The sequence below is a fragment of the Sphingomonas jinjuensis genome, from assembly GCF_014197105.1.
Classification (GTDB): domain Bacteria; phylum Pseudomonadota; class Alphaproteobacteria; order Sphingomonadales; family Sphingomonadaceae; genus Sphingomonas; species Sphingomonas jinjuensis.
In genome coordinates this window covers 1-24,022 of sequence record NZ_JACIEV010000007.1, presented here as the reverse complement: position 1 = coordinate 24,022, position 24,022 = coordinate 1, and the positions used below count along the sequence as shown (strand labels likewise).

The following is a 24,022-nucleotide window of genomic DNA, read 5'->3' as shown; positions in this document are numbered from 1 at the left end:
CGGGGTTGCCGCAGATCAGGCCGCGGGCAGCATCAGCGTGACGAGAAGGCCGCCCTCTGGCGCCTCGCCGAGCGTCAGGGCGCCGCCGTAGAGTGCGGCGAGTTCGGCGACGATCGACAGCCCGAAGCCATGCCCGTCGCCGCGCTGGTCGAGCCGGGTGCCGGGCTGCGTCATTCGCGCGCGATCGGCGGCAGGAATGCCTGGGCCGTCGTCGGCGACCTCGATGTGGACCATTCGCCCTTCGCCCCTGGCGCTCACGGATACGCGACCGGCGGCATGGCGCGCTGCATTGTCGACCAGGTTGCCGAGCAACTCGTCGAGGTCCTGCGGATCGATTGCGACCGCCAGCCCTTGCGGCACCGCCACCGCGATCGCCACCCCGTCGTGCAGCCGCCGGATCGCGTCGGCAAGATCGCTGGCAGCGGGGAGAAGCGGCGTCGCGCTGCGCCGGTTGATCGCGGCGGTGCGCGCGCGGGCGAGATGGTGGCGGATGGTCCGGTCGATGCGCGCGACCTGGCTTGCCGGGCCTGACTGGCCAGCGAGATCGAGCGCCAGCGCCGCCACCGGCGTCTTCAGCGCATGGGCGAGGTTCGCCGCGCTGCCGCGCGCGGTCGCCAGCGCCGCCTCATTGTCGGCGGCGAGTGCATTCAGCTCGGCGGCGAGCGGGCGGAGTTCGTCGGGCTGGTCCTCGTCGACGCGCGCGAGTTGCCCGGCACGGATCGCGGCGACCTCGTCGTGCAGCCGCCGCACCGGCCGCAGCGCCACGCGCAGCTGGACGAGCAGCGCGATCGTCAGCAGCGCACCCAGCCCCGCCAGCGCGAGCAGCAGCGGCGTCAGCGCCTCGACGATCGGCCGCCGCACGACGCCCCGCGGCGCCGCGGCAGTCAGCGTCACCGATCCGCGCCGCGTCTCGATCACCAGTTGCCGCGCATGCAGCCGCTCGCCGTCGTCTGCCTCGCCGTCCCACGGTTGCGGCCCGGCGAGCGGGGGGGCCGGCCGCTCGGCCCCCGGCGGCGCGGGCGGCGCCGGTGGGCCCGCCGCCGGCCGGGGAAAGTCGTTCGACCCGATAGCGCCGTCGGGCCCCTCGATCCGCCAGCGCCAGCCGCGGCCCACCTCGAACCCGCCGATCCGCTGCGCCAGCCGGGCGCGGTCGACCCGGCCATCGGTGTCGACGGTACTGGCGAGCAGCGCCACCTCGGCATCGAGCCGCCGGTCGAGCCCCTCGATCACGAACCGTCCGAGCAACCCAGCGATCACCGCGCCCGCGATGGCCAGCGCGACCAGCGTCGCGATGCTCGACACCAGCAGCATCCGCCCGCGAAGCGATCGGGGCAGCCAGCGCGGCATCATCCGCCGCACGCCAGCCGATAGCCGCGGCCGCGCACCGTCTCGATCATCGTCGCGCCGATCTTCTTGCGCAGTCGCCCGACGATCACCTCCAGGCTATTCGAATCGACGTCGGCATCGCCCTCGTACACGCGTTCGAGCAGGTCGAGCCGCTCGATCACCGTGTTGCGACGGAGCATCAGCTGCGACAGCACGCGCCATTCGAACGCGGTCAGCTTCAGCGCCAGCCCGTCGAGCTCGAACGCGCCGGTCTGCGCATCGAACGACAGCGGCCCGCATTCGAGTCGCGGCTGGCCGTGCCCCGCCGCACGACGGACGAGCGCGCGCAGCCGCATCACCAGCTCCTCGACGCGGAACGGCTTCAGGACGTAATCGTCGGCGCCCGCCTTGAACCCCGCTACCTTGTCCGACCAGCCGTCGCGCGCGGTCAGTACCAGCACCGGCAATTCGCGCCCCGCCGCGCGCCACGCCTTCAGCACGCCGATGCCGTCGATGTCGGGAAGGCCCAGGTCGAGCACCGCGGCGTCATATTGCTCGGTTTCGCCCAGATGCTGCGCGTCGACGCCGTTCGTCGCCACGTCGACGGCGAAATGCTCGTCGCGCAGCGCGCGGGCGATGCGGGGGCCGAGATCGCGGTCGTCCTCGACCAGCAGGATGCGCATGGCGACATGTCCTATGTTCGCGGCTTAAACCGAAACTGAACGGTTCGGTTCAGCGGGGGTGGCCGTGCCCCGGCGTACATCACCGTCATCCCAAGCAGGAGATGACATGATGAATAGGCACAGCATTCCCCATCTGACCGGCAAGCAGCGGCTCGGCCTCGGCGCCGCGGCGCTGCTGGCGATCGGTGCGGCGGGCGGCGCGGGCGCGGTCTCGATGACCCGGCCCAGCGTCGAGATGGCCCCCACCATCCCCACCGCGGTCGCCAAGCTGCCGTCGACTAGCGGCATCGTCACCGTTCGCGGCCGGGTGGCGGCGGTCTATGGCGATCGCTTCGTGATCGAGGATCGCAGCGGCAAGACGCTGGTCGACGCGGGTCGCGACGCGCCGACGCTGACCGCAGGCGCACCGGTGCTGGTCCAGGGTCGCTACAACGACGGCCAGCTTCGTGCCCGCTTCCTGGTTGACCAGGCCGGCGGCGTGCAGGAAGTCGGTCCGCGTCCGCCGCACCACGGCGCCGGCGCCCCGCCGCCCCCGCCGCCGCCCGGTGCGGGCGCACCGCCGCCCCCGCCGCCCGGCGCCGGCGCTCCGCCCCCGCCGCCCCCGGGAGCGGGCGCTCCCCCGCCGCCGCCGCCGGGTGGCCCGGGCGCACCGCCCCCGCCCCCGCCCGGCGCCGGAGCACCGCCGCCCCCGCCCCAGGGCACGGTCGCCCCGCCGCTCGCCGCCCCGGCGCCGGCCAACCGCTGACGCCACGTCGTGCCGGCCCCCTTCGGCCCGCAGGGCGGAGGGGGGCCTCGCCGCCGAGGGGAACGGGAACGGGGCGTCGCACCGCGTCGTTATCGACAGGCTCCGCGCCCCCGCGGGGTGGAGATGGAGCACCGAGCATGACCGACGACCGCGGCACGAAGCACGAGCCCGACAGCTTCGCCGACCTCGCCAACCAGCCGACCGGCTCGGGCGTGGCGGACGAGCAGAACGCGTTCGACCACGCGACGGACGAGGCCGCCGACGACGCCGATCCGGTCCCGACGCAAGAAGGCCCAGAGATCGACGAGAGCGAGGCGCAGCCCAGCTGAACCACGCGCGGCGACCGGCGGCGGCGCCAAATATCTCATCCGAAACGGATACCTTGCGCTATTTCGCGCAACTGCCGCTGGACTCGCCCCGACGCGTGGATAGGACCGATCCATGGGCAGATACAGCGTGACGCTCGACGATGGCGATCAGCTCGTTTCGGGCGTCGAGGTCGATCGCGACAGCCTGGAAGGGGCGGTGCGGGAAAACCTGCTGGACGCCGCAACCATGGCGTTGATCGCGCTGGAGAACTGCCCCGGCCGGCGTACCACCCAGCTACGGGTCGAGGATTTGGAGACCGGCGAGTGGAAGCTCTGCCTGGTCACCGTGTCGCTCAGCAGCTTCGTCGGCCAGCGTCCGCGGCACTGACGGTACGCGGCCCGGCGATCAGGCGACATCGCCCAGGTCGTCGACGGTCAAGCTGCCACCCGGCGTCAGATCCGATCCCGCCGACGTCTCCGACTGCAATTGCCGCTCCGCCGCGGCGATCACAATGTCGAGGTCGGCGGCACTCAGCCCGCTCGCCTCGTCGATCTCGTCGCCGTCGTACAGGCTCGTACGGAAGTCGCGGACGTGGGCGATGGCCTTGGCCAGGGTGTCGATATCGGGCATGATCCGTCCATAACACGACCGGCGCGCCAACGGCAGTCGCTCGATCGCGCGGACCCGCGGACCCTCCATCCGCATCGCCACAAGCTATTGTAGGACAATTACTTAGGTTAATATTTAAGCTTTTGTTAACCATTGACGCGCAACCGTTTGCAGATGGCGTTTCGATTTCAGCCCGCCGTCCATCCAGACGCCGACACCACCCGCCTCTGGCTGGTCGCCGCCACCCTGTATTTCGTCGCCGCCGCCGCGACGATCCACCTCACTAGCGACGGCCGCGACATCGCGACCATCTGGCCCGCCAACGCGATCCTGCTGGCGCTGCTGCTGGCCGACGAGAAGCCCCGCTGGCTGACCGTCCTCAGCGCCGGGTTCGTCGGCAATGTGGTCGCGAACTATATCACCCGCGGCACCGTGTCGGCACCGCTGCTGTACTCAGTCGCAAACCTCGTCGAGGTCGCGATCGCCGCTCGGTTGATCGGCCGGTCGTGCCCCAGCGGTGGCTTGCTGCTCACCACCAGCGGTACCATGCGGTTCATCGTCGCGGCAGGCCTGATCGCGCCGTGCGTCAGCGGCGTGATCGGCGCGACCACCGCCTTCCTGGTTTCCGGCGAGCCGATCGACCGGTCGTTCCTCGTCTGGCTGCTCAGCGACGGGCTTGGACTCGTCGTCTTCACCCCCGTCTTCCTCGCCATCTTCCGCGGCGAGTTCATCGACTGCTTCCGCAGCAAGACCTGGGCAATGCGCGGCGAGACGCTGGCGTTGCTCGGCCTGACCGCGATGATCTCCTACGCCGTCTTCTTCGTCGCCGAGCGACCGCTCCTCTTCGTCCTCTTCCCGCCGATCATGCTCGTCACCTTCCGCCTGGGTCGGCTGGGGACCAAGGCGGCGGTGGTGATCGTCGCGCTGATCGGCGGCGTCGCCACGGCCGATGCCCATGGTCCGATCGCCATGCTCGCGGTCGGCCCGGCAGCGCAGGCGCATCTGTTCCAGGCGTTCATCGGCGTTCTCCTGCTCACCTTGCTGCCGATCGCCGCGGAGGTGACCGAGCGCGCGCGGCTCACCGCCGCCCTCGCCGAGCACGACAAGGAGATGATGGAAAAGGCCATCACCGATCCGCTGACCGGCCTGTTCAACCGCGCCGGGTTCGACCAGATGGTCGCGCGCGCCTTCCACCGCCGCGACGACGCGCCGCCGGTCAGCCTGATCGCGATCGACCTCGATCACTTTAAGACGATCAACGATCGCTGGGGTCATCAGGCGGGCGACCTTGCGCTCGGCCACCTGACGCGGCTGCTCAATGCCGAGGTGCGTGCGAACGATGTGATCGGGCGGCTGGGCGGCGACGAATTCATGGTCCTGCTGCCGGGCAGCGACCTCGCGCAGGCGAACCTCGTTGCCCAGCGGATCGCTGCCGCCGTGCGGCAATGGCCGCTGGCGATCGACGAGACGAACGTCACAATGCTCAGCCTCAGCATCGGCGTCGCGACCGCCGCTCCCGGCGAAGCGTTCGCCGATCTCGCCCGCCGCGCCGATGCCGCGCTCTATGCGGCGAAGGCGGCGGGTCGTAATGCGATCAGGCTGGCGTCTTAAGAGACCGCGATCGAATGTGGGGGTCGCCTTCGCGCACCGTCGGTGTAGAATCGCGGCGATGATGCGACACGACAGCCGATCGGTGGGCGACAGCGGCGGCCGCCTGCTGATCGCGGAAGGCGTGAGCGGCAACGCGCCCGCCGTGATCGACATCGCCGCCGCGCTCGCCCCGTTCCCGCCCGCGCGCGGTAACGCCTATCCCGGCCTGCGGCGGATGATCGGCAATGGCGACCGCGCCGCCGCCGGCTACAGCCGCGACCTGCTGCGCCGGCTGGTGCCGCTGATCAACGCGACGTTCGCGCTGGAGGGCTTCGATCTGCTCACCGCCAGCTTTTCGATGGTCACCGCGCCGCCCGATCGGCTGGCGCTGCCGCAGCGGATGCCGCACTTCGACTCGGTCGACCCCCATTACCTCGCCATCCTCCACTATCTCGGCGGCACCGACGACAGCGGCACCGCCTTCTACCGCCAGCGGGCGACCGGGATCGACCGGGTCACCGACGCCAACCGCGCCGCCTTCATCGCCGCCGCCGAGCGCGAGGCGGCGGGCTGGAGCGGCTATATCGGTGGCTCGACGCCCTCCTTCGAGCGGATCGACGCGGTTGAGGCGCTGCCCGACCGGGTCATCGTCTATCAGGGCAGCCTGCTCCATTCGGGCATGATCCCGGCCGGCATGAGCTTCAGCGACGATCCCCGGTCAGGCCGGCTGACCGCCAATTTCTTCGTGCGTGGCCGCCCCCGCTCGGCGCAGACCTAGCGCGCCAGCGACGGCACGCGCGCCGCCGCCTCCGCGATCATCCGCCGCACCTGGCCAAGTTGCTGGCGGTTGTCGGCATCGCTCATCGTGTCGAGCAGCGGGGTATAGTCCGTCGCCCGTACCCCCTGCCCGTGCATCACCGCGAACCAGCTGGCGTCGCGGAACAGCTCGTCGGGCGTCAGCATCAGCCGCGCCGATCGGCGGAACTGCTCGACCTTGTACGCCAGCGTCTCCGGGATTGGCATCATCTGGCAATGCCGCCACAGCGACTCCGTCCGCCCCGACGTCAGGTGATAGTGGAGGATGACAAAGTCGCGGACCTCCTCGATCTCGCGCACCGACAGCCGGTTATACTGTTCGGCCAGCATCGGATCGACGTCGGCGCGGGGGAACAGCGACAACAGCTTGCCGATGCCGGTCTGGATCAGGTGGATGCTTGTCGATTCGAGCGGCTCGATGAAGCCGCTCGACAGGCCGATTGCGACGACGTTCCCCACCCAGGCGCGACGCCGCCGCCCCGGCTTAAAGCGGATCAGCCTGGGCTCGGCGAGCGGCGGTGAGGCCATCGCCTTCACCAGCAGGTCGCGCGCTGCCTCGGGCGACTGGAAGCGGCTGGAGAAGACATAGCCGTTGCCGACGCGGTGCTGGAGCGGGATCCGCCACTGCCACCCCGCCTCGCGCGCCGTCGCCTGAGTATAGGGGGTCGGCGCGTCCTCTGGCGCGGAGGGTGCCGCCCAGGCGCCGTCGCACGGCAGCCAGTGCGACCAGTCGTCGTATCCCGCCTGCATCTCCTGCTCGATCAGCAGCCCGCGCAGCCCCGAGCAATCGACGAACAGCTCGCCCGGAACCGTCTCGCCACGCTCCATCACCAGCGCAGTGACATGGCCGCTCTCGCCATCGCGCTCGACCCGCGCCACCTTGCCCTCGTGCCGGACGACGCCGCGCCCCTCGGCCAGCGAGCGCAGGTGCGCGGCATAGCGCATCGCGTCGAAGTGAAAGGCATAACCCAGCGTCGACAGCGGCGAGCGCAGATCGCCCACCGGCTTCGCGAACGCCCGCCGCCGCGCGATCTGCGTCGTCAGCGAATAATCCTCGATCCTCGCGTCATCGCCCGCCAGCCACGCCCGCGTCAGCCGCTGCGGCGCCATCGTCGCGTCGCCCGGCGCGCCATAGGTGCCGAAGGGGTGGAAATAGGCGCTGCCCTCGCCCTGCCACCCACGGAATTCGATCCCGAGCTTCCACGTCGCGCCGGTGTCGGCCATGAATTTGGCCTCGTCGAGCCCGACCAGCGAATTGAACCAGTGGATCGTCGGGATCGTCGCCTCGCCGACGCCGACGGTGCCGATCTCCTCCGATTCCACCAGCGTGATCGTGGCGCCGGTCCGCGCCAGCGCCTTGCTCAGCGCCGCCGCGGTCATCCAGCCGGCAGTGCCGCCGCCCAGGATGACGACGCGCTGGATCGGCGCGGTCATCGCGCGCGCGTGGCGCAGGCCGGGGTGCCGGTGGGGCGCTTCACCGCGAGATAGACGGTGCTCCACAGCTGCGCCGCGTTCGATTCATCGGCATCGGCGCCACTCGCCCCGAACGGCGCGATGCGATAGCCGCCGTCGGCATAGCGCCACGACCACAGTTCCGAATTGGCGACGCTACGCCCGGCATCGATCGCGCGCCACAGTTCGCCCTGTGTCCTCGTCAGCTTCTGGCAAGTCGCCGCCGGCAGGTCGCGCCGCGCCAGCTGCCGCGCGATCCCCGCCGCAACCAGCGCCTGCTGCCACGACCACACGACGACGCCGTGATAGGCGTTGGGGCCGAACCGCTTCTGCAGCGCCGCATCGGCGTAGACGGGATTGGCGACCAGCATGCCGATCCCGGTCATCAGCCCTGCCGGATAGGGCTGCGCGATCGTCGTCGCGGTGGTGTCGAGCGTCGTCGCGTCCGGCCTGCCGAACAGCATCGCGAAGCCGCCGTCGGAATGGACGATTCTCACCGGCTTGCCCTGCCGGTCGAGGGCGATCGCGTCGTAGCGGACCGGCGCCATGGCCACCGCGCGAAGCGCCGGCTCCGCCGGCACGCCCATCGCCGCCGCATAGCGGGTGATCGCGGCGCGTGCCTCGGCCGGCGCCACCGTCTGCGCGAACAGCCCCGGCGCCTTCGCCGACCAGGTCGCGGCCATCGCCCCGACCTCGGCCAGCATCGCCCGGTCGGCAGGCTTGGCATAGGGCGTCAGCAGCCCGGCGCGCGCCATCTCGGCGATCGATTCGAGCGCCGCGGGCACCAGCACCGCATTGATGTCATAGGGATAGCGCCCGCCGCCCAGCCCGTCGTTGCTGTCGCGCCACTCGCCGGCATCCATCCCCTCGCGCAAGGCGATCAGCCGGTTCCACTGCGGATCGCGCGCGAACGGGGTCGCGCGGCCGATGACGAAGCGGACGTTCGCCATCAGCGCATCGCCCATCCGCTGCCCGCCGTGCGTCTCGCCGAGGAACGCCTTCGCCCGCGCCCGCCCGCGCGGGTCCTCGATCATCCAGGCGCGCGCGACCGGCCCCAGCAGGAACGGGCTGTCGACCATCTTGTAATCGTAGATCGGCTTGGCCGAGAGCCCCTCGCCATCGCGGCGATGGTCGAGCACCGCGAACTCGCCGATGTCCTCTTCGTGCGCGACATTGCCGTCGGGTGCGAGCCGCTCGAGCACCGATCGCAGCCCGGTCTCGACCGCCGCCGGTTGCAGCGCCGGCATCAGCAGCCGCACCGACATCAGTGTATCGCGCCCGAAATAGGTCAGGAACCGCCACGATCCCGCCAGGAACTTCTCGTGATAGCTCAGGAAACGAAGCGCATCGCGCGCTTGCGGATTGGCGGCGGCATCGGCGTTGAGCAGCGTCCCCGGCGCGAACGGCGTCAGCGGCTCCTCGCCCGTCAGCGCCGTCACCGTCACCGCGATCGTCCCGTCGGGGCCCGCGGTCAGTGTCGTACCGTCGAGCGTCCCGCGATCGACGCGCAGCGACAGGCGATAGCCCGCCGCCCCGTCGAGCCGGTCGCGCGACCACGTCAGCTCGCGCGCGGTCGTGCGCACCGGCGCCTCGATCCCGGCGGGCGCGGTGCCGAGTGCCTGATAGTCGCGGATCACGCGGATGCTGGTCAGCAGCGCGCGCTTCACCGTCAGCCGCTTGGCCTTGATCGTTGCGGGAAAGACCACGCCGTGGAGCGCCCGGCCCCGCGCGTCGGTGGTCGACAGCGGCTTTGGAGAGGCGGCGAGCGTCCATTCCGCCGGGGTCGCCACCTTGTCGAACCATAGTCCGACACCGCTGTTGCCCGCTGGAAAAGCAACGATCAGCCGTGGATCGTCGCCCGAGCGCAGCAGGACATGCGCCGCGACCGGCCCGGCTTGGGTGAAGCTGTTGAGGTTCAGTCCTTCGCGCCGCGGCGGCCCGACATCGGCAGACTTCTGCGACTGGGCTAGCAGCGCCGCGGGCAACAGGGCGGCGGCGGCGAAGACGGCGGATCGAAGCATCGGGGTCATCGCCGATCAATAGAACAGCCGGCCGGCGGACGCGAGCGCCCGCCGACCCGGCCAGGTCAGAGCTTGATCGTGGCGCTGATGATCGCGTTGCGCCCATAGATCGCGCGGCCGTAGAAATAGCCGTTGACGATCGTCTGGGTCTGCCCCTGCCGCGGGTTGCCCTCGGTGAAGCCCTTGGCGTTGGTCAGATTGTCCAGGCTGGCGTTGATGTTGATCCGATCCGACAGGTTGAAGCTCGCGCCGATCGAGAACACGCTATATTCGGGCAGCGCGATACCGTTGCCCGCGTCGGCGAAGATCTGGCCGACATATTTCCACCGGCCATAGATCTCGCCCAGCCCGCTCGGCAAGATGAACGACGGCGTGACGGTCAACAGCTTCTTCGGCGTCCGCTCGGGCACATTGCCCTCGTAGCTGCCGGGGATGGTCGCGCTGAACGTCAGGTTGGTCAGCTTCGGATCCTGGTACACGCCGATCACGTTCAGGCTGAAGAAGCTGATCGGGCGGATGTCGACGTCGACCTGGACGCCGTTGGTGCGGCTGTCGGCGACCGCATTGGTCTGCTGTGCCTGATTGTCCGGGTTGATGATCTGGTAAGACAGGTCGTTGATCTCGGTGCGGAAGCCGATGACCGACGCGTTGAAGCCGGTCCATTGGAAGCGCGCACCGCCCTCGTACAGCGTCAGCCCCGTCGGCTTGCCGCCCAGCCCGCCGCCGTTGCCGCCATTGGTCTGGAATCCATAGGCACCGCGCGCATAGAGCGCGACGTGCGGCGTCAGCGTGTAGTTGATGCCGCCGGTATAGGCGAGCTTGTCATACGAGTCGCGCACCCGGGTGTAGGTGCCGTTGAACGACGCACCGACGTTGTCGTACAGCCCCTGCGTGCCCGCCTGGACCGGATCGGCGATCGCCGCCTGATTGCCGACGTCGACGCGAACGCTCTGGTGCTCGTAGCGCGCACCGAAGTCGAGGTGCAGGTTCTCGCCGATCTGCAATTCGTCGTTGAAATAGCCGGCGATCGAATTGACCTCGTCCTGGAACAGGCCCTGGCCCCAGTTGCCGTAATTGACCAGGCCGTTGTTGGTCAGCGAGCCCAGCACCTGGCCGGCATTGTTCAGCGCGACGATGTCGTAGACCCGGCTGTCGTTGGCGACGTCGTTGACGACGGTAGCGGTCGCCGACTGGTCGTTGCGGCGACGGACATTGTAATACATGCCGCCGACCGTCAGCGAGTTCTGGATATTGCCGCCGGTCTTGTCCCACTTGGCGCCGAAGTTGCTGCCGAAGTCCTTGGTCGACAGCGTCTGGTGGTTGAGCACCGTCTGCTGGAGCAGGCCGTTGCCGTTGAGCGCGTTGAGCGCCGCGGTGTTGCTGGCGGCGGTCACCGCACCGGTGCGGATGTCGCGCAGGCCATATTGCGTGACGCCCGGGAAGCGCAGCTGCGCGACCTGGAAATATGTGAAGGACGCGTTGCGCAGCGGCGTCAGCCCCGCGAGCGGCGACACCGCCGGATTGAGGTAATTGACCGCCGAGGTCAGCCCCGCCGTGCCCGAGCCCGAGCCGGGGAAGATGCCGTTGAAGTCGTAGCTGCCGTCGAGATAGCGGACATGCGCGAACAGGCTGAAGCTGTCCGACACCGGCTTCTCGATGTCGATGCGATAGGTGTTGGCCTTGACGCCGACGCCCTCGCTCGAGCGGAACGGACGCACCGGATTGCCCGTCGCCGACGCGTTGGGGACGAGGAACTGGCCGAAATAGCTTCCGCCCACGTCGTCGCGCAGCAGGTCGAGGCCCGGCACGCTGCTGATGTCGCCGTTGGCGCTCGCGCGCAGCGGCATGTCGGCATAATAGGGATTGTTCTGGTCGATCCGCTTGTACGTCAGCCGCACCGTGCCGCCGTCGTCGAAGCGCTTCTCGACCATCGCCTTAATGTTGTAGCCGAAGAAGGTGAACGGCGTCCGCCGCACGCCCTTCTGCGACTGGACATAGCCGCCGACGCTCCACGCGATGCTGTCGGTGATCGGCGCCGAGAAATAGCCGTCGGCGCGATAGTCGCCATAGGTCGTGCCGGTGAACCGGGCCGAGGCGGTCGCCTTGTCGTAGCTCGGCTTCAGCGAAATGAAGTTGATCGTCGCACCGGCGCCGTTGGGCGCGAGCACGCCAGACGTGCCGCCCTGCACCGCTTCCATCCGCGCGATCGTGATGTCGTTCTGGAAATAGAAATCGGCGCCGCCGCCGCCGTAGAGGATCGGCATGCCGTCCTCTTCCAGCGTGATGAACGTCTGCGCGCCGCCGCGCAGGCCGCGCACCGAATAGTTGTTCGAGATCGGACCCGCGGTGCCCTCGACGAAGATGCCTGGGACGAGTTCCAGCGTCTCGGCGGTCGAGCGCGGTGCCTTGCGGACGATGTCGGCCGAACTCGCCAGCGTCACGTTCGACGAGCTGTCGAACAGCGTACGCTTACCCGACGTGTTGCCGGTGACGATGATGTCCTGCATCCCCTCGCCGTCGCTGGCGGGCGGCTGCGCACCCGGCGGATCGCGCGGCTCGGCGGCGGTCTGCGCCGCCGCGGCAGTATCGCCGGCGGGCACGGTGCCGGCCTGGGTCGCAACCGTCGGATCGGTGCTCTGCGCGAAAGCAGGCACGCAGGCGAATGAGGCGCTACCCGCCAGCAGGGCGGCGCGCAGCGTCAGATGCAGGTGGGTCATCACAGAAATATCCTTCCCCAGAATTGCCGGTCTCGCGCCGGCTCCGTCACAAATGAAACCGTTTACGAAACCCACATTAGTCGCTGAGGGTCCCTCGTTTCCATCCTCCGCGCAAAGATTCGCCGATTGTTGCATCGGGGGCACACCGGCGTCACAGCAGCGTCGTAAGCCCCTGACTTCCACGATCGGCCGCGCTCGCCGCGATCCACAGGTCGACGATACCGGGCTCGATCGCCAATCTTCCATCGGCCCCGACCAGCGCCAGGTCGCGGCGGCCGAGCGGGATGATGACGCGGCCCGTCTCGCTGGGATCGAGCGTGATCCGTGCGAAGCCCTTCAGCAGCCGCACCGGTTGCGCCCGGCTGGCGACACGCTGGCGGACATAGAGCTGGACGACGTGCGTGCCCCGCCGCGCGCCGATGTTGCGCACCCGCGCCGTTACCTGGCTGCCCTCGCCCAGCACCGGCGGCAAGCGCAGGTCGTCGATCGCGAAACGGGTATAGCCCAGTCCATGGCCAAAGGCGTAGCGCGCGGCATCGGGGGCATCGCGCCAGCGCCCGGTGCCGCCCTGCGGCTGCGGCTCGGGCGGCGGCGGGCGCCCGGTCGGCAGGCGATCGTACGACCAGGGCTGCTGCCCGGTGACGAAGGGAAAGCTGACCGGCAGGCGCCCGGTCGGCTCCACCTCGCCGAACAGGATGTCGACCAGCGCAGGCCCCGTCTCGCAACCCAGGAACCAGGTCGCCAGGATCGCACGCGCGTCCGCCACCGCGCCCTCCAGCGCCAGCGCGCGGCCATGGCGCAGCAGGACGACGACCGGCACGCCCGTGGCCGCGACCGCCTCGGCCAGCGCCTGTTGCGCCGGCGGCACCGCGATCGACGCGCGGCTGTTCGCCTCGCCCGACATGTCGGCGCCCTCGCCGATCGCCAGCAGCACTACCTCGGCCCCCCGCGCCGCCGCCACCGCACGGTCGATCCCGCCGTCGATCGCCGCGTCGATCCCGCTGCCCGGCTCGACCGTCAGCGTCGCCGATCGCGGCAGCCGGTCACGCAGCGCGCTCGCCAGATCGATCCCCGTCCGCCGATAGCCGGCATAGCTCCACGGCCCGTCGAGCTGCTCCGCCCCCGCCCCGCACGGGCCGATCAGCGCGATCCGCCGCAGCGTCGCCGGCAGCGGCAGCAGGTCGCCCTCGTTGCGTAGCAACACCACCGCCCGCGTCGCCGCCTCGCGCGCCAGCGCCCGCGTCGCCGCCGTCCCCACCCGTGCCCGCTCCGCCGCGGCGTCGAGCGATCGGAACGGCCGCTCGAACAGCCCCAGCCGCGTCTTCAGCGTCAGCACGCGCCGCACCGCCTCGTCGACGCGCGCCATCGGCACGCGTCCGGCGGCGACCAGTGCCGGCAGATGCGCGTTATACAGCCCGCTCTGCATGCTGATGTCGGTCCCGGCCAGGATCGCGCGCCGCGCCGCATCCGCCTCGTCTACCGCCGCGCCATGCGCGATCAGTTCGCGGTCGGCGGCATAGTCCGACACGCACGGCCCCGCGAAGCCCATCTCGTCGCGCAGGATGCCGGTCAGCAGCGGCCGGTTGGCGGTGGCCGGGACACCGTCGACATCGGTGAAGCTCGCCATCACCGCCCCCGCCCCGGCCGCGAAGGCGGCAGCGAACGGCGGCAGGTGGATCGCCTTCAGCGTCGCCGGCGACACGTCGACCGCGGCATATTCCATCCCCCCGGTCACCGCGCCATAGCCCGCGAAATGCTTCGGCGTGGCGCACAAGGCATCCACTGCCGCCAGGTCGTCGCCCTGAAAGCCGCGCACCCGCGCCTCGGCGAGTCGGCAGCCGAGATACACGTCCTCGCCCGCCCCTTCCGCGACCCGGCCCCAGCGCTGGTCGCGCGCCACGTCGACCATCGGCGCGAAGGTCCAGTGCAGCCCGCCAGCGCTCGCCTCGCGCGCCACCGCCCGCGCGATCCGCTGCGACAGATCGGGATCGAACGCCGCTGCCTCGCCGAGCGGAATGGGGAAGATCGTCTCATAGCCGTGAATCACGTCGGCGGCGAAGACCAGGGGGATGCTAAGCCGGCTGCGCAACGCCGCCTGCTGCGCCCGCCGCGCGCCGGCCACGCCATGGCCGTTGAACAGCATGCCCACCTGTCCCGCCGCCACCGCCGCCAGCATCGCGGCGGCATCGCGCGCCGCCTCGCCGGGGTTGGTCGTGCGGCCAAGCGGGCGGATCGTGTCGGAAAAGCACGACAGCTGCCCCGCCTTCTCCTCGATCGTCATCCGCGCGATCAGCGCCTCGACCCGGTCGCGCGCCGCCGCCGCCAGCAGCGGCCACGCCAGCGCCGACGCGGTGCCCAGCAACATCGAACGCCGGTCGATCATCGTCCCTCTCCCGTGCCGCCGCATCGGCGATGCGCACCATCGACAGGAACGCTCAGCCCTCGTCAATCGGCGCCGGACAAGCCGCTTTTCAACGCCATGCCCAACCGGCATACCCGATGCGTCCGCACAGGAGCCGCCGATGTCCTTCTCGCTCTACGAAGCCGTGGTCCCGTCCAACCTGCAGATCCTGCAGGCGCTCGATCGTATCCTCGACAAGGCGGCGGCCTTCTGCGCCGAACGCGGGGTCAGCGAGGCCGAGCTGATCGACGCCAAGCTAGCCCCCGACATGCTGCCGCTCGGCTATCAGGTGAAATCCTGCGCCGTCCATTCGATCGGCGGGATCGAGGGGGCCCGCGCCGGCAGCTTCTCGCCCGACATGGGCGCCTGGCCGACCGATCTCGCGGGGCTGCGCGGCCTGCTCCAACGCGCGATCGCGGAACTGACGGCGCTCGATCGCGAGACCGTTGACGCGCTGCTCGACAGCGACACGCAATTCGCGTTCGGCGAGATGCACATGCCCTTCACCGGCGCGAACTTCCTCCTCTCCTTCTCGCAGCCCAACTTCTATTTCCACGCGACGACCGCCTATGCGATCCTGCGCGCGCAGGGCATGAAGCTCGGCAAGCGCGACTTCCTGGGCGTGCCGCGGATGAAGCAGTAAGCGCTCGGGCCTGCCGCCATCACCCCGGAAGGACGCCGTCGATGTTCGTCGACTTCAAGGACCAACCGCCCCCTCCCCCCTGGCAGCCGCGGCCGGCGAAGAGGGGGCCTCAACTGACACCGCGCCAGCAGCGCACGCTCGGCGCGATCCTGGGCGTCAACATCCTCCTCCTGCTCGTCGCCCCGATCGGCGGCGCGACATTGCTCGAGCTGTTGGGAATCGTGCTGCGCTGACGCTGAGAGCGACGCCGTCACACGACGATCAGGTCGCCATCACTGAGCGCTAGGCCCGCCGCCAGCTGGGCGATCTGCACGGCCGTTGCACCGCCGGTGCCGTCGGGGTCGTACAGCAAGCGCCCCGTCGGCCGATCGTAGATGATGCGATCGTCGGCGTCCTGCGCCGCGACGCCCAGCACGAACTCGCCAACGTCGAGACGCTCGCCGACGCTGCCGAATACGCCCGCCTTCAACCCGATCCGATCGGTTCCGGGGGCGAAATCCGCGAGCAGGGCGAAAGCCGTCGGAGTGGGCGTCGTCGACAGGACGAAAACGTCAGCTCCGCCGTTTCCCACCAGCGTATCGGCGCCCCCGCCGCCATCGATGGTGTCGGCGGCATCGGTGCCGGCGATCACCTGGACCAGCTCGTTGCCGGTGAGGCGCAAGCCGCTGGCGGCGTTGCGGATCTGTGCCGCGAAGGCCTCAATCGAGACGCCGGCGGCAAGCCGGTAGTCGACACTCGTCACCAGCGAGTCATACCCTTCGCCGGCATTCTCGACGATCGCGATCGACTGGCTGCCGACGGCATAGATATCGTCGCCCCTGAGGCCGATCAGCGTGTCGTCGCCGCCGGACCCGCCGTTGAGGATGTTGTTGCCGTAATTGCCGATGACGAGCTGGGTGGCGTAGTTGCCGATCAGGTCGATCCGGGTCGTGTCGGCCTGGACGACGGTGGACAGCATCTCGACCTCGTTGGCGCCGAGGTTGTAGCTGACCGTGGTGAAGACGGTATCGCGGCCTTCTCCATTGGCCTCGATCACGCGATCGCCGACGCCGCGGACGAGATAGGTATCGTCGCCCGCGAGGCCCGCCAGCGTGTCGCTACCGCCGAACCCGTTCAGCGTGTTGTTGCCGGCGTTGCCGACGATCGACTGATCGCCGGGATTGCCGCGAAGCGCCTGGGGGGCCAGCGACATCGGGTCGAGGGCGCGCAACGTCTCGACCGATGCGTCGAGGGGAAGCTCGTAGACCAGGGCGTCGGTCAGGACGGTATCGCTTCCCTGACCATCAAGCTCGATGATGCCGTCGTCGCTGCGATCGACCACATAGACGTCGTCGCCCAGCCCGCCGGTCAGCATGTCCCGGCCCTTGCCGCCGTCGAGCCGGTTCGCCACGTCGTTGCCAATGATGGCGTCGGCAAAGGCGGTGCCGATCACATTCTCGATGATCGTGCCGGGACCGATCAACACGTTGAGCGAGGCGGGAGTCTGAAACGAGCCATAGTCGGTCGGCACGACGCTTCGTCCGATCGACGACACGGCCGCCGATCGAATGTCGACCGTGGCGGGATCGAGCTGGTCGGACAGATCGAGCGTGTCGATCCCGCCCGCGTCCCAGAGCGTCAGCATCCCCGGGTTCTTCACACGCACCGTATAGGTGTCGTTACCGGCACTTGCCGTTCGATTGACCCCGTAGAGTTCCTGCAACGCCAGGATATCGAGGGGACCATAGGTGCTGAAGAACTGTCCATTGATGCCGCTGTCGCGTACATAGGACTCGATCATTTGCCGCTTGGTATCGAGCGCCGGATCGATCGCGACGGCGTAGGCGGCCGAAGACGCAGCCTCGATGCCGTTGCTGTAGTCGCGAGGATGATACAGGCCCAGCGCGTGGCCCAGCTCGTGCAGCAACGTCTCGCGAACCTGGACGAAATTACCGTCGGCAAACAGGTCGGACGAATTGAGAACGTTGCCCTTCGACCCGTTGCCGATGCCGATGACCAGATCACCACCCCAAGGGGTGCGATCGGGCAGGAATGCTTCGCCACCGCCGACGACCCGCCCCATCAGCACGATCTGAACCGATTCGAACGGCCAATCGGCGCGCTCAACGAAGGTCACGCCCGCGAAACGCTCGATATCGCGCATGATATCGCGGGTCATGGCACGGATATCATCAGGAAACGTGCGAAAATCGGCGGCGGACACCATCTGGTTGTACGACGGCACCGTATCGGCGAAGCGATACGTGACGACGACCGGCGTTCCGATCCCGCTGTCGAAGTTCCAACGTGGCGGCGTGGCCGGCGGGATCTTCTGATAGAGGAGCGCCCCATAATTGGCGCGCCATGCCGTCTCGTCGAACCTCATGACGCCGCGCGCTCGGCATGCGATGACGACTGGCCTGCTACTAGCGCTGCGCGCCTGTGGTCTGTTCGCGGCATCTGCCTTCCCCCCGGAAACCGGAAGAATAGCGCGGCGCACCGCGATGTGACAGCATTTTCAGCCAGACTTGCAGAGGGTGTCGCGGCGAGCGCGTAAACGCTTCAGGCGGATCTTAATTCGCGCCGTCCCATCCCAGCGCGCCCATCATCACGTGGAACAGCCGGGTGTTCGGGAAAAAGCCGTGCACCGCCTCCGCGCCTGGGCCATCGGCGGCGACGAGCACTTCCTCGCCGGTGTGGCTATCCTCGACACTGATCACCGGGTTGGTCGCGCTCGTCACCCTGGGCTTGGCCGCCGCCGCGGCATATTGCGCCGCCAGCGGCGTGCCGCGCTCGCCCCCGGTCATGCGCAGGCCGAAGCTGTGATCGGCGGTGAACAGGATCAGCGTGTCGGGGCCAGCGACCGCGCGGATGCGGCGGATCATCGCGTCCATCTCGGCGACGTGACGAAGACCCTTCAGCGCATCGTCGGTGTGCATGTCCCACTCGACCATCAACACATAGCCCTTGGGATTGCGGGCAAGCTGGCGCACCGTCGCCTCGACCGCAGGCGTCGGCGCATAGTCGGTATCGAGCAGGACCGCCGCGCGCGGGGCCTGCGCGATCAGCGCCGGGTCGCTGCCGAAGCGATAGCCCGCCTGCGCGAAGGCGGCGGCGGCGGTCGTGCCGCGCTTGGCGAAGACGGCGTCGGCATCGCCGAGGCCGCGCCCGACCAGAATGTCGACGACCTTGCCCTGTTGCGGCGCGAGCATCTGCGCGAAGATCGCATCCTTGTCCTTGCGTGAGGGGACGTGGGCGAAGCAGGCGGCGGGCGTCGCATCCCAGATCGGCTGGTTGGTGACGACGCCGGTCGCCAGGCCATGCGCCCGCGCGATCTCCATGAACGACCGGATCGCCACCGGCGCGCCACCGTCACCGGCGGCGGGCACCATGCCGACCATGCCGTTGTCGGTCTTGTGGCCGCTCATGATCGCGGTCATTCCGGCAGCGGAATCGGTGACCCAGCGATTGCGCGCCGAGGTATCGGACAGGCCGATGTGCGGCATCGACTGGATGAACAGCGCCTGCGGCCGGTCATGCGCCATCAGCCCGCCTGCGTTCAGCGTCGGAATGCCACCGGCATCGCCCAGGAACAGGATGATGTTGCGCGGCCGCGCGGCGGGCTTCGCCGCCACCGCCTTGTGGCGCGCGCCGCGCGGCATCGCCGCCGCGCCGTGTCCCATCAGCGTGGCCGCGACCAGCGCCGCCGCCAGCGTGCGTGCGATCATCCCGACGTCTCCCTCAGCGCAGCTTCAGCGCGCGGCGGATCGCCGCCCAGCTGGCATATTTGAAGTTCTGCGTGTCAGGCGCATTGTCGCCGTCCTGCGCGACGAACAGCCCTTCGCGATAGTCCGGCCCGAAATCGCCGAGCATCAGATCGATCCCGTCGGTCTCGCTGGTCCCGTCGATCGCGCCGCCATCGATGCGGAAGCGCCCGGCATAGGCCATGTCCGGCAGCCGATAGAGCGTGTAGGCATTGTCGCCCTGGCTCGACACGACGAGATAGCCGCCACGGCGCCCCTTCGGTGCCAGCGCCAGCCCCTCCGCATCGGCGACCAGCCGCACGCCGTCGACCGTCGCCACCGCTTTGCCCGTCACGGGCGCGGCGGGGTCGGCGTCGAACCGCCACAGCCCCACGTCCTCCTCGGCGACGTAGAACTGGCCGGTGCGGTCGTCGGCCACGCATCCTTCCGACTGGGTGCCGAGCTTCATCGATCGGACGAGCCGCACCGTCGGCGAAGTGCCGGCAAAGTCGATCGCGACCTGATCGATCCGCCCGTCCTTCATCACCAGAAAGCCGAACAGCGCGCCGTCCCTTGCCCGCGTCCACAGACACATGCCATAGGCCTCGCCCGGCCCGACCGGCAGGCGACCGAGCGGCGCCAGCCGTCCGGCGTCGGTATCGAGCCGGAACAGCGACACATGCGCCCGCGCCGCGTCGGCGCGGTCGCTGGCGGCGACGACGACGCTGCCCTTCACGCTACGAAGGTCGACGTTGTTGAGGCGCGGCGCCGGCGTGTAGCTGACGCGCCGGCCCTTCAGGTTATAGACGTGGATCCCCGCCTGCTTGTCGGTCGCGACGACCAGGCTGCGCGCCGGATCGCGCGGATTGCGCCAGATCGCCGGATCGTCGGCGGCATCGTCCGCGCTCGCCACCGGCGCCGTCTCCGCCGTAGCGGGGACGGTCGCGGCGGGAGCGGGCGCAGGCGCTGCGACGACCGCCTGCACGAGCAGCGAAGCCAGCAACGCCGCCATCAGAAGGTCACCCGCACGCCGCCGGTGTAGCGGCGACCGAAGGTCTCATGCTCGATCGTGTACTGCGTATTGCCGACATAGCGACGGCCGGGGCCGTTGAGCAGGTTCGAGAAATCGCCGAAGATCTCGACCGCGGGCGTGATCGCATAGCGGACGCTGGCGTCGAGCTCATTGTCCTTGGCCCAATAGAAATCGCCGCCGTCGATGCCGCGATTGACGCCGTTGACCGCCCCGAACGCGCCGATCGCATCGAGCCAGGGCGAGCGGTTCTGGTACGACACCCGGGCCGAGAAGCCGTATTTCTCGTAATAGGCGATCAGGTTGTACACCGCATCCGACGTGCCCGGCAGCTTGACGCGACGCCCGTCCGGAGTGACCGACCGGCTCTTGTTCAGCGTCGCGTTGAGCTGGACGCCGAAGCCGCCCATCCACGCCGGCAGGCCGAGGTCGCCGACGAACGGGTCGAGCTGCTGCTGGATCGCCGCCTCGATGCCATAGATCGAACCGTCGCCGCCGTTGAGGATGGTCGAGAAGGTGTACTGCGACCGGTCGACCCCGTTCGCGTTCAGCCGGTCGCTGCCGAAGGTCCGTGCGGAGTCGAACAGCACGTCCTCCACGTCCTTGTAGAAGATGCCGACCGACAGGAAGCCGCGCGGCATGGTGTAATATTCGACGTACAGGTCGACGCCGCGCGCCTTTTCGGGCTTCGCATCCGGGTTGCCGCCCGAGATCGTCTGGTTGGCGTCGTTGAAGCTGAAGTTCGGCCGCAGTTGGTCGTAATCGGGCCGCGCCGCGCCGGTGTTGAACGACAGCCGCGCCTTCATCGCGTCGTTGACGTTCCAGTTGAAGTGCAGGCTGGGATAGACCAGCGTCGAATTGGACGACACCTGGATCGGCCCCAGCGCCGAGATGGCGTTGCTGATGTTGCGGACATGCTCAACGCGGGCACCGCCGACGATGCTGCCCCAATCGGTCGTCGCCGTCGTCATCGCATAGCCGGCGTAGACCTTCTCCTCGACATCGTAGAAATTGCCGGTGACGAGGTTGTAGCTGCCGACCCGCTTCGCCTGGTCGACGAGGCCCAGGATCTTGTCGCGCCCGAAATACTGGAAGGTGTAGCCGAGCGGGATTTCGCCCTGGAAGCCGCCGGGGATCGCGATCGCCGCATAGCCGGTGTTGATGCCGGCCGCGGCGAACTGCGCGGCGCTGTTAAGCTCGAGCAGATACTCCTTCGACGTCTTCGTGCGGTCGTCGTAGCGCAGGCCCGCCGCGAACTTCACCGGTAATGCGCCCAGCGTCGTCTCGCGCGTCACGTCCAGCTTGGCGGTGTACGCCGTGGTCACGTCCTTCGCCTTAAGCGAGCGGAGGCGCGCCAGGGTGCGCGGGAAATCCTCGATCGCGATCACCCGATCGCCGCGCGCGAAGGTGCCGTTGGCGTTGCGGATCGTGCGGTACAGCTGGATGCGCGCCAGCTGCGGGTCCGACAGGTCGTAGGCGACGGTCAGGCGGTTGCCGGCGTTCGCGCCGTTGGTGCCGAAGCTGGGGCTGTCGTAGTTCAACTGCGCCGGCTGCGTCCGGTCGTCGATCGACCGCGTGTAGTTGCCGCGCCACGCCACCGTCCAATCGCCCAGCTCGTGATCGCCGCCGATCGTGTTGGTGAACACCGACTGCTTGTACGCGCGCACGGTGAAGTTGGAATTGAGGTCGATGCCATAGACGGTGCCGCGCAGCGGCGTGTTGCCGGTGCAGATGTCGGCATAGCCCGTGGTGCCGGCGGCCGGCGTCGCGTTGACGGCGCAGGCGGCGGTGCCGGTGGGCGCACGCGACTGCTGGTCGTCGAGATCGACGATATAGTTGTTGCGCAGCTCATCGTCCTGGAACGCCGAATAGATCGTCTCGGCGAAAAGACGCGAATTGCCGTCGTTCGGGCGCCAGTCGAGCCGGGTCGACAGCGAATAGTTCTTGCGCGTCAGGCGATAGAGCTTGTTTTCCGTTTCGCGCGCCCAGATCCGATCCTGAAAGCCGGGGCGACGATCCTCGCCCACCGCTTCCCAATCGGTCTCGAAATTGTCGGTGACCATGCCGCGGCGATACAGGCTTGCCGACGAGACGAGGCCGAATTCACCGATGCCGGTGTCGAACCGGTCGGAGACGACCAGCGAGCCTTCATATTCGGTCTTCTTGCCGAGCTCGACATGGCCGATGCCGCCCTTGGCCTGCACCTTGAAGCCCGGATAGTCGAAGGCGGAGCGGGTGATGATGTCGACGTTGCCCGCGATCGTCTCGCCGGTCATGTCCGGGGTCACCGCCTTGCGCACGATGATCTGCGACGCGATCGCCGACGGGATGCTGTCGAAGCGCGCATCGCGCCCTTCGGGGCTGACGACGTTGATGCCGTCGAACGACAGCGTCGTCCAATTGATCGGCGCGCCGCGCAGGTTGATGTAGCGCGCCTGGCCCTGGTCGCGCTGCACCGCGACGCCGGGCAGGCGGCTGACCGCCTGGGCGATGTTCTGGTCGGGCAACCGGCCGACCGAGTCCGAGGCGACGACCGAGACGAGCGAGTCGCTGGTCCGCTGGATCTGGAGCGCGGCCGCTTCCGATTCCGCGATCGGGCGCGATCCGTTGACGACGATCTCGCCGGCGCCCTCGCCAGCCGCGTCGATCGTCTCGGCGAACGTCACGTTCTGCGTCACGGCGGCATCGCCGACCGTCACCGACAGGCGCTGGTCGGGCAGGCCGACGTAGCGGACGACCAGCTCGTAGGAGCCTGCGGGCAGGTTGCCGATGCGATAGCGGCCCGAGCGGTCGACCGTCGTCGTGCGATCGATCGCGGGGATCGAGACCGACGCACCGTCGAGATAGTCGCCATTGGCCTGGGTGACGCTGCCCTCGATGCTGCCCGGTGCCGATATCGCCGCATTGATAGCCGCGGTTGCCGACAGATCGACGGCGGCCGCCCCCGTCGCCAGCGCCGCCTGGCCGCAACCGACGAGCAGGACACAGGCGAGCGTCCGACCGGCGCGACCGCGCAGGATGATGTGCATGATGATAAGCCCCCAAGGTGCGCGGCGGCGGTAATCCGCTCGCCTCCTGCGGCGCGCCTAGGGCCGGCTCGTGGCGCTTGCATGAAACTGGGATGACAGGTTGATGACGTCGATCGATCGACGTTGCTGCGCGTTATACTGCAGCCACCCGCGCCGACACGGTGGCGCGCGGGGGGCGTACTGCCGCCGGCGGAGCTTCGCTGACGGAAGCTACGCTGCTCGTCGCTGGCAAGGACTGCCATCGCTGATCGAACCGACCTGATTGGGGTGCTATTAAACGCTAGCGTGCTCTCAGCCGCGACCTCGCTGCCCGCGTTATCGACGGACATCACGTCAGGACTGCTACGTCGGCCAAGCTCCCGTGCGTCGTATGCCGCCTCTTGACGCCTGATCCCACTTCGCGGCGATCGCTAGAATAAGCTCAGGTTCAGCGGGATGCGCAGTGTCGTGCGGACGTCGGTCGCATCGTCGGTGGCGCCCAGCTCGACGTTCCAGTTGATCGTTGTCGCCGGACTGGTGCGATAGCTGACGCCGAACAGCAGGCGTCCGAGCTGCAACGTGCGCGTGTTGACGTCGATAGGGTCGCTGATCGCGCCGGTTTGTGGATCAATCGTGCGCAGCCGCGTTCTCGTGCCGAGTGCGACCGTCTGGGCGTAGCCGAGGCTTATCGAGGTACGCGGGTTGAGCGAGATGGCGACGCCCACGCTCACGGCGGGCGCACCACCGGGCGTCACCCGATCGACGATGGCAGAGCCGATCCGCGTGTTCACTGCTCGGCCGAAGTTGAAGGTATAGCCGAGCGTGCCGAAGAGCACCGCCGGATCGGTCGGCAGGATGAGCAGCCCCCACGGGGTGGTCCGGGTTGTTAGTTAGTGCATTGTCGTCTCCGCTGCCATTGCCGGTCGTAGGTGGAGCGAAGCGGAACCGGA

The 24,022-nt window shown here is 68.9% G+C and carries 19 protein-coding genes; 7 read left to right on the top strand and 12 right to left on the bottom strand.

What is annotated here, in order from left to right:
- Positions 1 to 15 precede the first annotated feature (15 nt).
- Both GGQ80_RS12195 and GGQ80_RS12190 read right to left on the bottom strand, forming a co-directional pair.
- Positions 16 to 1,350 (bottom strand): sensor histidine kinase, encoded by a 1,335-nt coding sequence (locus tag GGQ80_RS12195; protein ID WP_246347056.1) that lies wholly within the window; start codon positions 1,348 to 1,350, stop codon positions 16 to 18.
- The gene (locus GGQ80_RS12190; protein WP_183985202.1) at positions 1,347 to 2,009 is read right to left on the bottom strand and encodes a response regulator transcription factor; all 663 of its coding nucleotides are present in this window, start codon (positions 2,007 to 2,009) and stop codon (positions 1,347 to 1,349) included. The genes GGQ80_RS12195 and GGQ80_RS12190 overlap by 4 nt, the downstream gene beginning before the upstream one ends.
- Positions 2,010 to 2,115: 106 nt before the next feature.
- Here GGQ80_RS12190 and GGQ80_RS12185 point away from each other — a divergent pair, with 106 nt between their 5' ends.
- The 3 genes from GGQ80_RS12185 to GGQ80_RS12175 all read left to right on the top strand — a co-directional run bounded on the left by GGQ80_RS12185 (position 2,116) and on the right by GGQ80_RS12175 (position 3,450).
- Complete coding sequence (locus GGQ80_RS12185; protein WP_183985200.1) at positions 2,116 to 2,754, top strand: hypothetical protein; 639 nt, start codon at positions 2,116 to 2,118, stop codon at positions 2,752 to 2,754.
- A gap of 137 nt (positions 2,755 to 2,891) precedes the next feature.
- Positions 2,892 to 3,083 carry a hypothetical protein gene (locus tag GGQ80_RS12180; protein WP_183985199.1) on the top strand — a complete coding sequence of 64 codons (192 nt, stop codon included), beginning with the start codon at positions 2,892 to 2,894 and terminating at the stop codon, positions 3,081 to 3,083.
- Between the two features lie 112 nt (positions 3,084 to 3,195).
- The gene (locus GGQ80_RS12175) at positions 3,196 to 3,450 is read left to right on the top strand and encodes a hypothetical protein (RefSeq protein WP_183985197.1); all 255 of its coding nucleotides are present in this window, start codon (positions 3,196 to 3,198) and stop codon (positions 3,448 to 3,450) included.
- Positions 3,451 to 3,468: 18 nt separating this feature from the next.
- Here the strand turns inward: GGQ80_RS12175 and GGQ80_RS12170 are convergent, their stop codons facing one another.
- On the bottom strand, positions 3,469 to 3,693 hold the full coding sequence (locus GGQ80_RS12170; protein ID WP_183985195.1) for a hypothetical protein: 225 nt from the start codon (positions 3,691 to 3,693) through the stop codon (positions 3,469 to 3,471).
- A 153-nt stretch (positions 3,694 to 3,846) separates the two neighbouring features.
- Between GGQ80_RS12170 and GGQ80_RS12165 the strand changes: the two genes are divergently transcribed.
- Positions 3,847 to 5,283, top strand: a complete 1,437-nt coding sequence (locus tag GGQ80_RS12165) for a GGDEF domain-containing protein (RefSeq protein WP_183985193.1) — start codon at positions 3,847 to 3,849, stop codon at positions 5,281 to 5,283.
- Between the two features lie 58 nt (positions 5,284 to 5,341).
- Positions 5,342 to 6,040, top strand: coding sequence for a DUF6445 family protein (locus GGQ80_RS12160; RefSeq protein WP_246347050.1), 699 nt, complete (start codon positions 5,342 to 5,344; stop codon positions 6,038 to 6,040).
- Here the strand turns inward: GGQ80_RS12160 and GGQ80_RS12155 are convergent.
- From GGQ80_RS12155 to GGQ80_RS12140, 4 genes are all read right to left on the bottom strand, one after another.
- On the bottom strand, positions 6,037 to 7,512 hold the full coding sequence (locus GGQ80_RS12155) for a tryptophan halogenase family protein (protein WP_183985191.1): 1,476 nt from the start codon (positions 7,510 to 7,512) through the stop codon (positions 6,037 to 6,039). The genes GGQ80_RS12160 and GGQ80_RS12155 overlap by 4 nt on opposite strands.
- A complete protein-coding gene (locus GGQ80_RS12150) occupies positions 7,509 to 9,560 on the bottom strand; it encodes a glucosidase family protein (RefSeq protein WP_183985189.1) in 2,052 nt (683 codons plus the stop codon). Before GGQ80_RS12150 ends, GGQ80_RS12155 begins: the two co-directional genes overlap by 4 nt.
- Positions 9,561 to 9,616: 56 nt before the next feature.
- Positions 9,617 to 12,268: a TonB-dependent receptor gene (locus tag GGQ80_RS12145; protein ID WP_246347049.1), complete on the bottom strand. Its 2,652-nt coding sequence runs from the start codon at positions 12,266 to 12,268 to the stop codon at positions 9,617 to 9,619.
- A gap of 151 nt (positions 12,269 to 12,419) precedes the next feature.
- Entirely contained in the window at positions 12,420 to 14,651 is a 2,232-nt protein-coding gene (locus tag GGQ80_RS12140; protein ID WP_221364370.1) for a glycoside hydrolase family 3 N-terminal domain-containing protein, read from the bottom strand.
- Between the two features lie 139 nt (positions 14,652 to 14,790).
- On the opposite strand from GGQ80_RS12140, the gene GGQ80_RS12135 reads away from it, so the two are divergent.
- Complete coding sequence (locus GGQ80_RS12135) at positions 14,791 to 15,312, top strand: DUF1993 domain-containing protein (protein ID WP_183985183.1); 522 nt, start codon at positions 14,791 to 14,793, stop codon at positions 15,310 to 15,312.
- A gap of 41 nt (positions 15,313 to 15,353) precedes the next feature.
- Entirely contained in the window at positions 15,354 to 15,545 is a 192-nt protein-coding gene (locus tag GGQ80_RS12130) for a hypothetical protein (protein ID WP_183985181.1), read from the top strand.
- A gap of 17 nt (positions 15,546 to 15,562) precedes the next feature.
- Here the strand turns inward: GGQ80_RS12130 and GGQ80_RS12125 are convergent, their stop codons facing one another.
- From GGQ80_RS12125 to GGQ80_RS18480, 5 genes are all read right to left on the bottom strand, one after another.
- On the bottom strand, positions 15,563 to 17,677 hold the full coding sequence (locus tag GGQ80_RS12125; protein ID WP_183985179.1) for a M10 family metallopeptidase C-terminal domain-containing protein: 2,115 nt from the start codon (positions 17,675 to 17,677) through the stop codon (positions 15,563 to 15,565).
- A gap of 187 nt (positions 17,678 to 17,864) precedes the next feature.
- Entirely contained in the window at positions 17,865 to 19,019 is a 1,155-nt protein-coding gene (locus GGQ80_RS12120; RefSeq protein ID WP_246347048.1) for an alkaline phosphatase, read from the bottom strand.
- Positions 19,020 to 19,032: 13 nt separating this feature from the next.
- Positions 19,033 to 20,046 carry a phytase gene (locus GGQ80_RS12115; protein WP_183985177.1) on the bottom strand — a complete coding sequence of 338 codons (1,014 nt, stop codon included), beginning with the start codon at positions 20,044 to 20,046 and terminating at the stop codon, positions 19,033 to 19,035.
- The gene (locus tag GGQ80_RS12110) at positions 20,046 to 23,093 is read right to left on the bottom strand and encodes a TonB-dependent receptor (RefSeq protein ID WP_183985175.1); all 3,048 of its coding nucleotides are present in this window, start codon (positions 23,091 to 23,093) and stop codon (positions 20,046 to 20,048) included. Before GGQ80_RS12110 ends, GGQ80_RS12115 begins: the two co-directional genes overlap by 1 nt.
- A gap of 410 nt (positions 23,094 to 23,503) precedes the next feature.
- Positions 23,504 to 23,908: a hypothetical protein gene (locus tag GGQ80_RS18480; protein ID WP_183985173.1), complete on the bottom strand. Its 405-nt coding sequence runs from the start codon at positions 23,906 to 23,908 to the stop codon at positions 23,504 to 23,506.
- Positions 23,909 to 24,022: the final 114 nt, after the last annotated feature.

Bases quoted from the DNA above. Each gene is read 5' to 3' on its own strand.
- GGQ80_RS12170 (WP_183985195.1), bottom strand. From the start codon at position 3,693: ATGCCCGATATCGACACCCTGGCCAAGGCCATCGCCCACGTCCGCGAC.
- GGQ80_RS12180 (WP_183985199.1), top strand. From the start codon at position 2,892: ATGACCGACGACCGCGGCACGAAGCACGAGCCCGACAGCTTCGCCGAC.
- GGQ80_RS12165 (WP_183985193.1), top strand. From the start codon at position 3,847: ATGGCGTTTCGATTTCAGCCCGCCGTCCATCCAGACGCCGACACCACC.
- GGQ80_RS12125 (WP_183985179.1), bottom strand. From the start codon at position 17,677: ATGAGGTTCGACGAGACGGCATGGCGCGCCAATTATGGGGCGCTCCTC.
- GGQ80_RS12185 (WP_183985200.1), top strand. From the start codon at position 2,116: ATGATGAATAGGCACAGCATTCCCCATCTGACCGGCAAGCAGCGGCTC.
- GGQ80_RS12155 (WP_183985191.1), bottom strand. From the start codon at position 7,512: ATGACCGCGCCGATCCAGCGCGTCGTCATCCTGGGCGGCGGCACTGCC.
- GGQ80_RS12135 (WP_183985183.1), top strand. From the start codon at position 14,791: ATGTCCTTCTCGCTCTACGAAGCCGTGGTCCCGTCCAACCTGCAGATC.
- GGQ80_RS12145 (WP_246347049.1), bottom strand. From the start codon at position 12,268: ATGACCCACCTGCATCTGACGCTGCGCGCCGCCCTGCTGGCGGGTAGC.
- GGQ80_RS12175 (WP_183985197.1), top strand. From the start codon at position 3,196: ATGGGCAGATACAGCGTGACGCTCGACGATGGCGATCAGCTCGTTTCG.
- GGQ80_RS12140 (WP_221364370.1), bottom strand. From the start codon at position 14,651: ATGATCGACCGGCGTTCGATGTTGCTGGGCACCGCGTCGGCGCTGGCG.
- GGQ80_RS12120 (WP_246347048.1), bottom strand. From the start codon at position 19,019: ATGATCGCACGCACGCTGGCGGCGGCGCTGGTCGCGGCCACGCTGATG.
- GGQ80_RS12130 (WP_183985181.1), top strand. From the start codon at position 15,354: ATGTTCGTCGACTTCAAGGACCAACCGCCCCCTCCCCCCTGGCAGCCG.
- GGQ80_RS12150 (WP_183985189.1), bottom strand. From the start codon at position 9,560: ATGACCCCGATGCTTCGATCCGCCGTCTTCGCCGCCGCCGCCCTGTTG.
- GGQ80_RS12115 (WP_183985177.1), bottom strand. From the start codon at position 20,046: ATGGCGGCGTTGCTGGCTTCGCTGCTCGTGCAGGCGGTCGTCGCAGCG.
- GGQ80_RS12190 (WP_183985202.1), bottom strand. From the start codon at position 2,009: ATGCGCATCCTGCTGGTCGAGGACGACCGCGATCTCGGCCCCCGCATC.
- GGQ80_RS12110 (WP_183985175.1), bottom strand. From the start codon at position 23,093: ATGCACATCATCCTGCGCGGTCGCGCCGGTCGGACGCTCGCCTGTGTC.
- GGQ80_RS12160 (WP_246347050.1), top strand. From the start codon at position 5,342: ATGATGCGACACGACAGCCGATCGGTGGGCGACAGCGGCGGCCGCCTG.
- GGQ80_RS12195 (WP_246347056.1), bottom strand. From the start codon at position 1,350: ATGATGCCGCGCTGGCTGCCCCGATCGCTTCGCGGGCGGATGCTGCTG.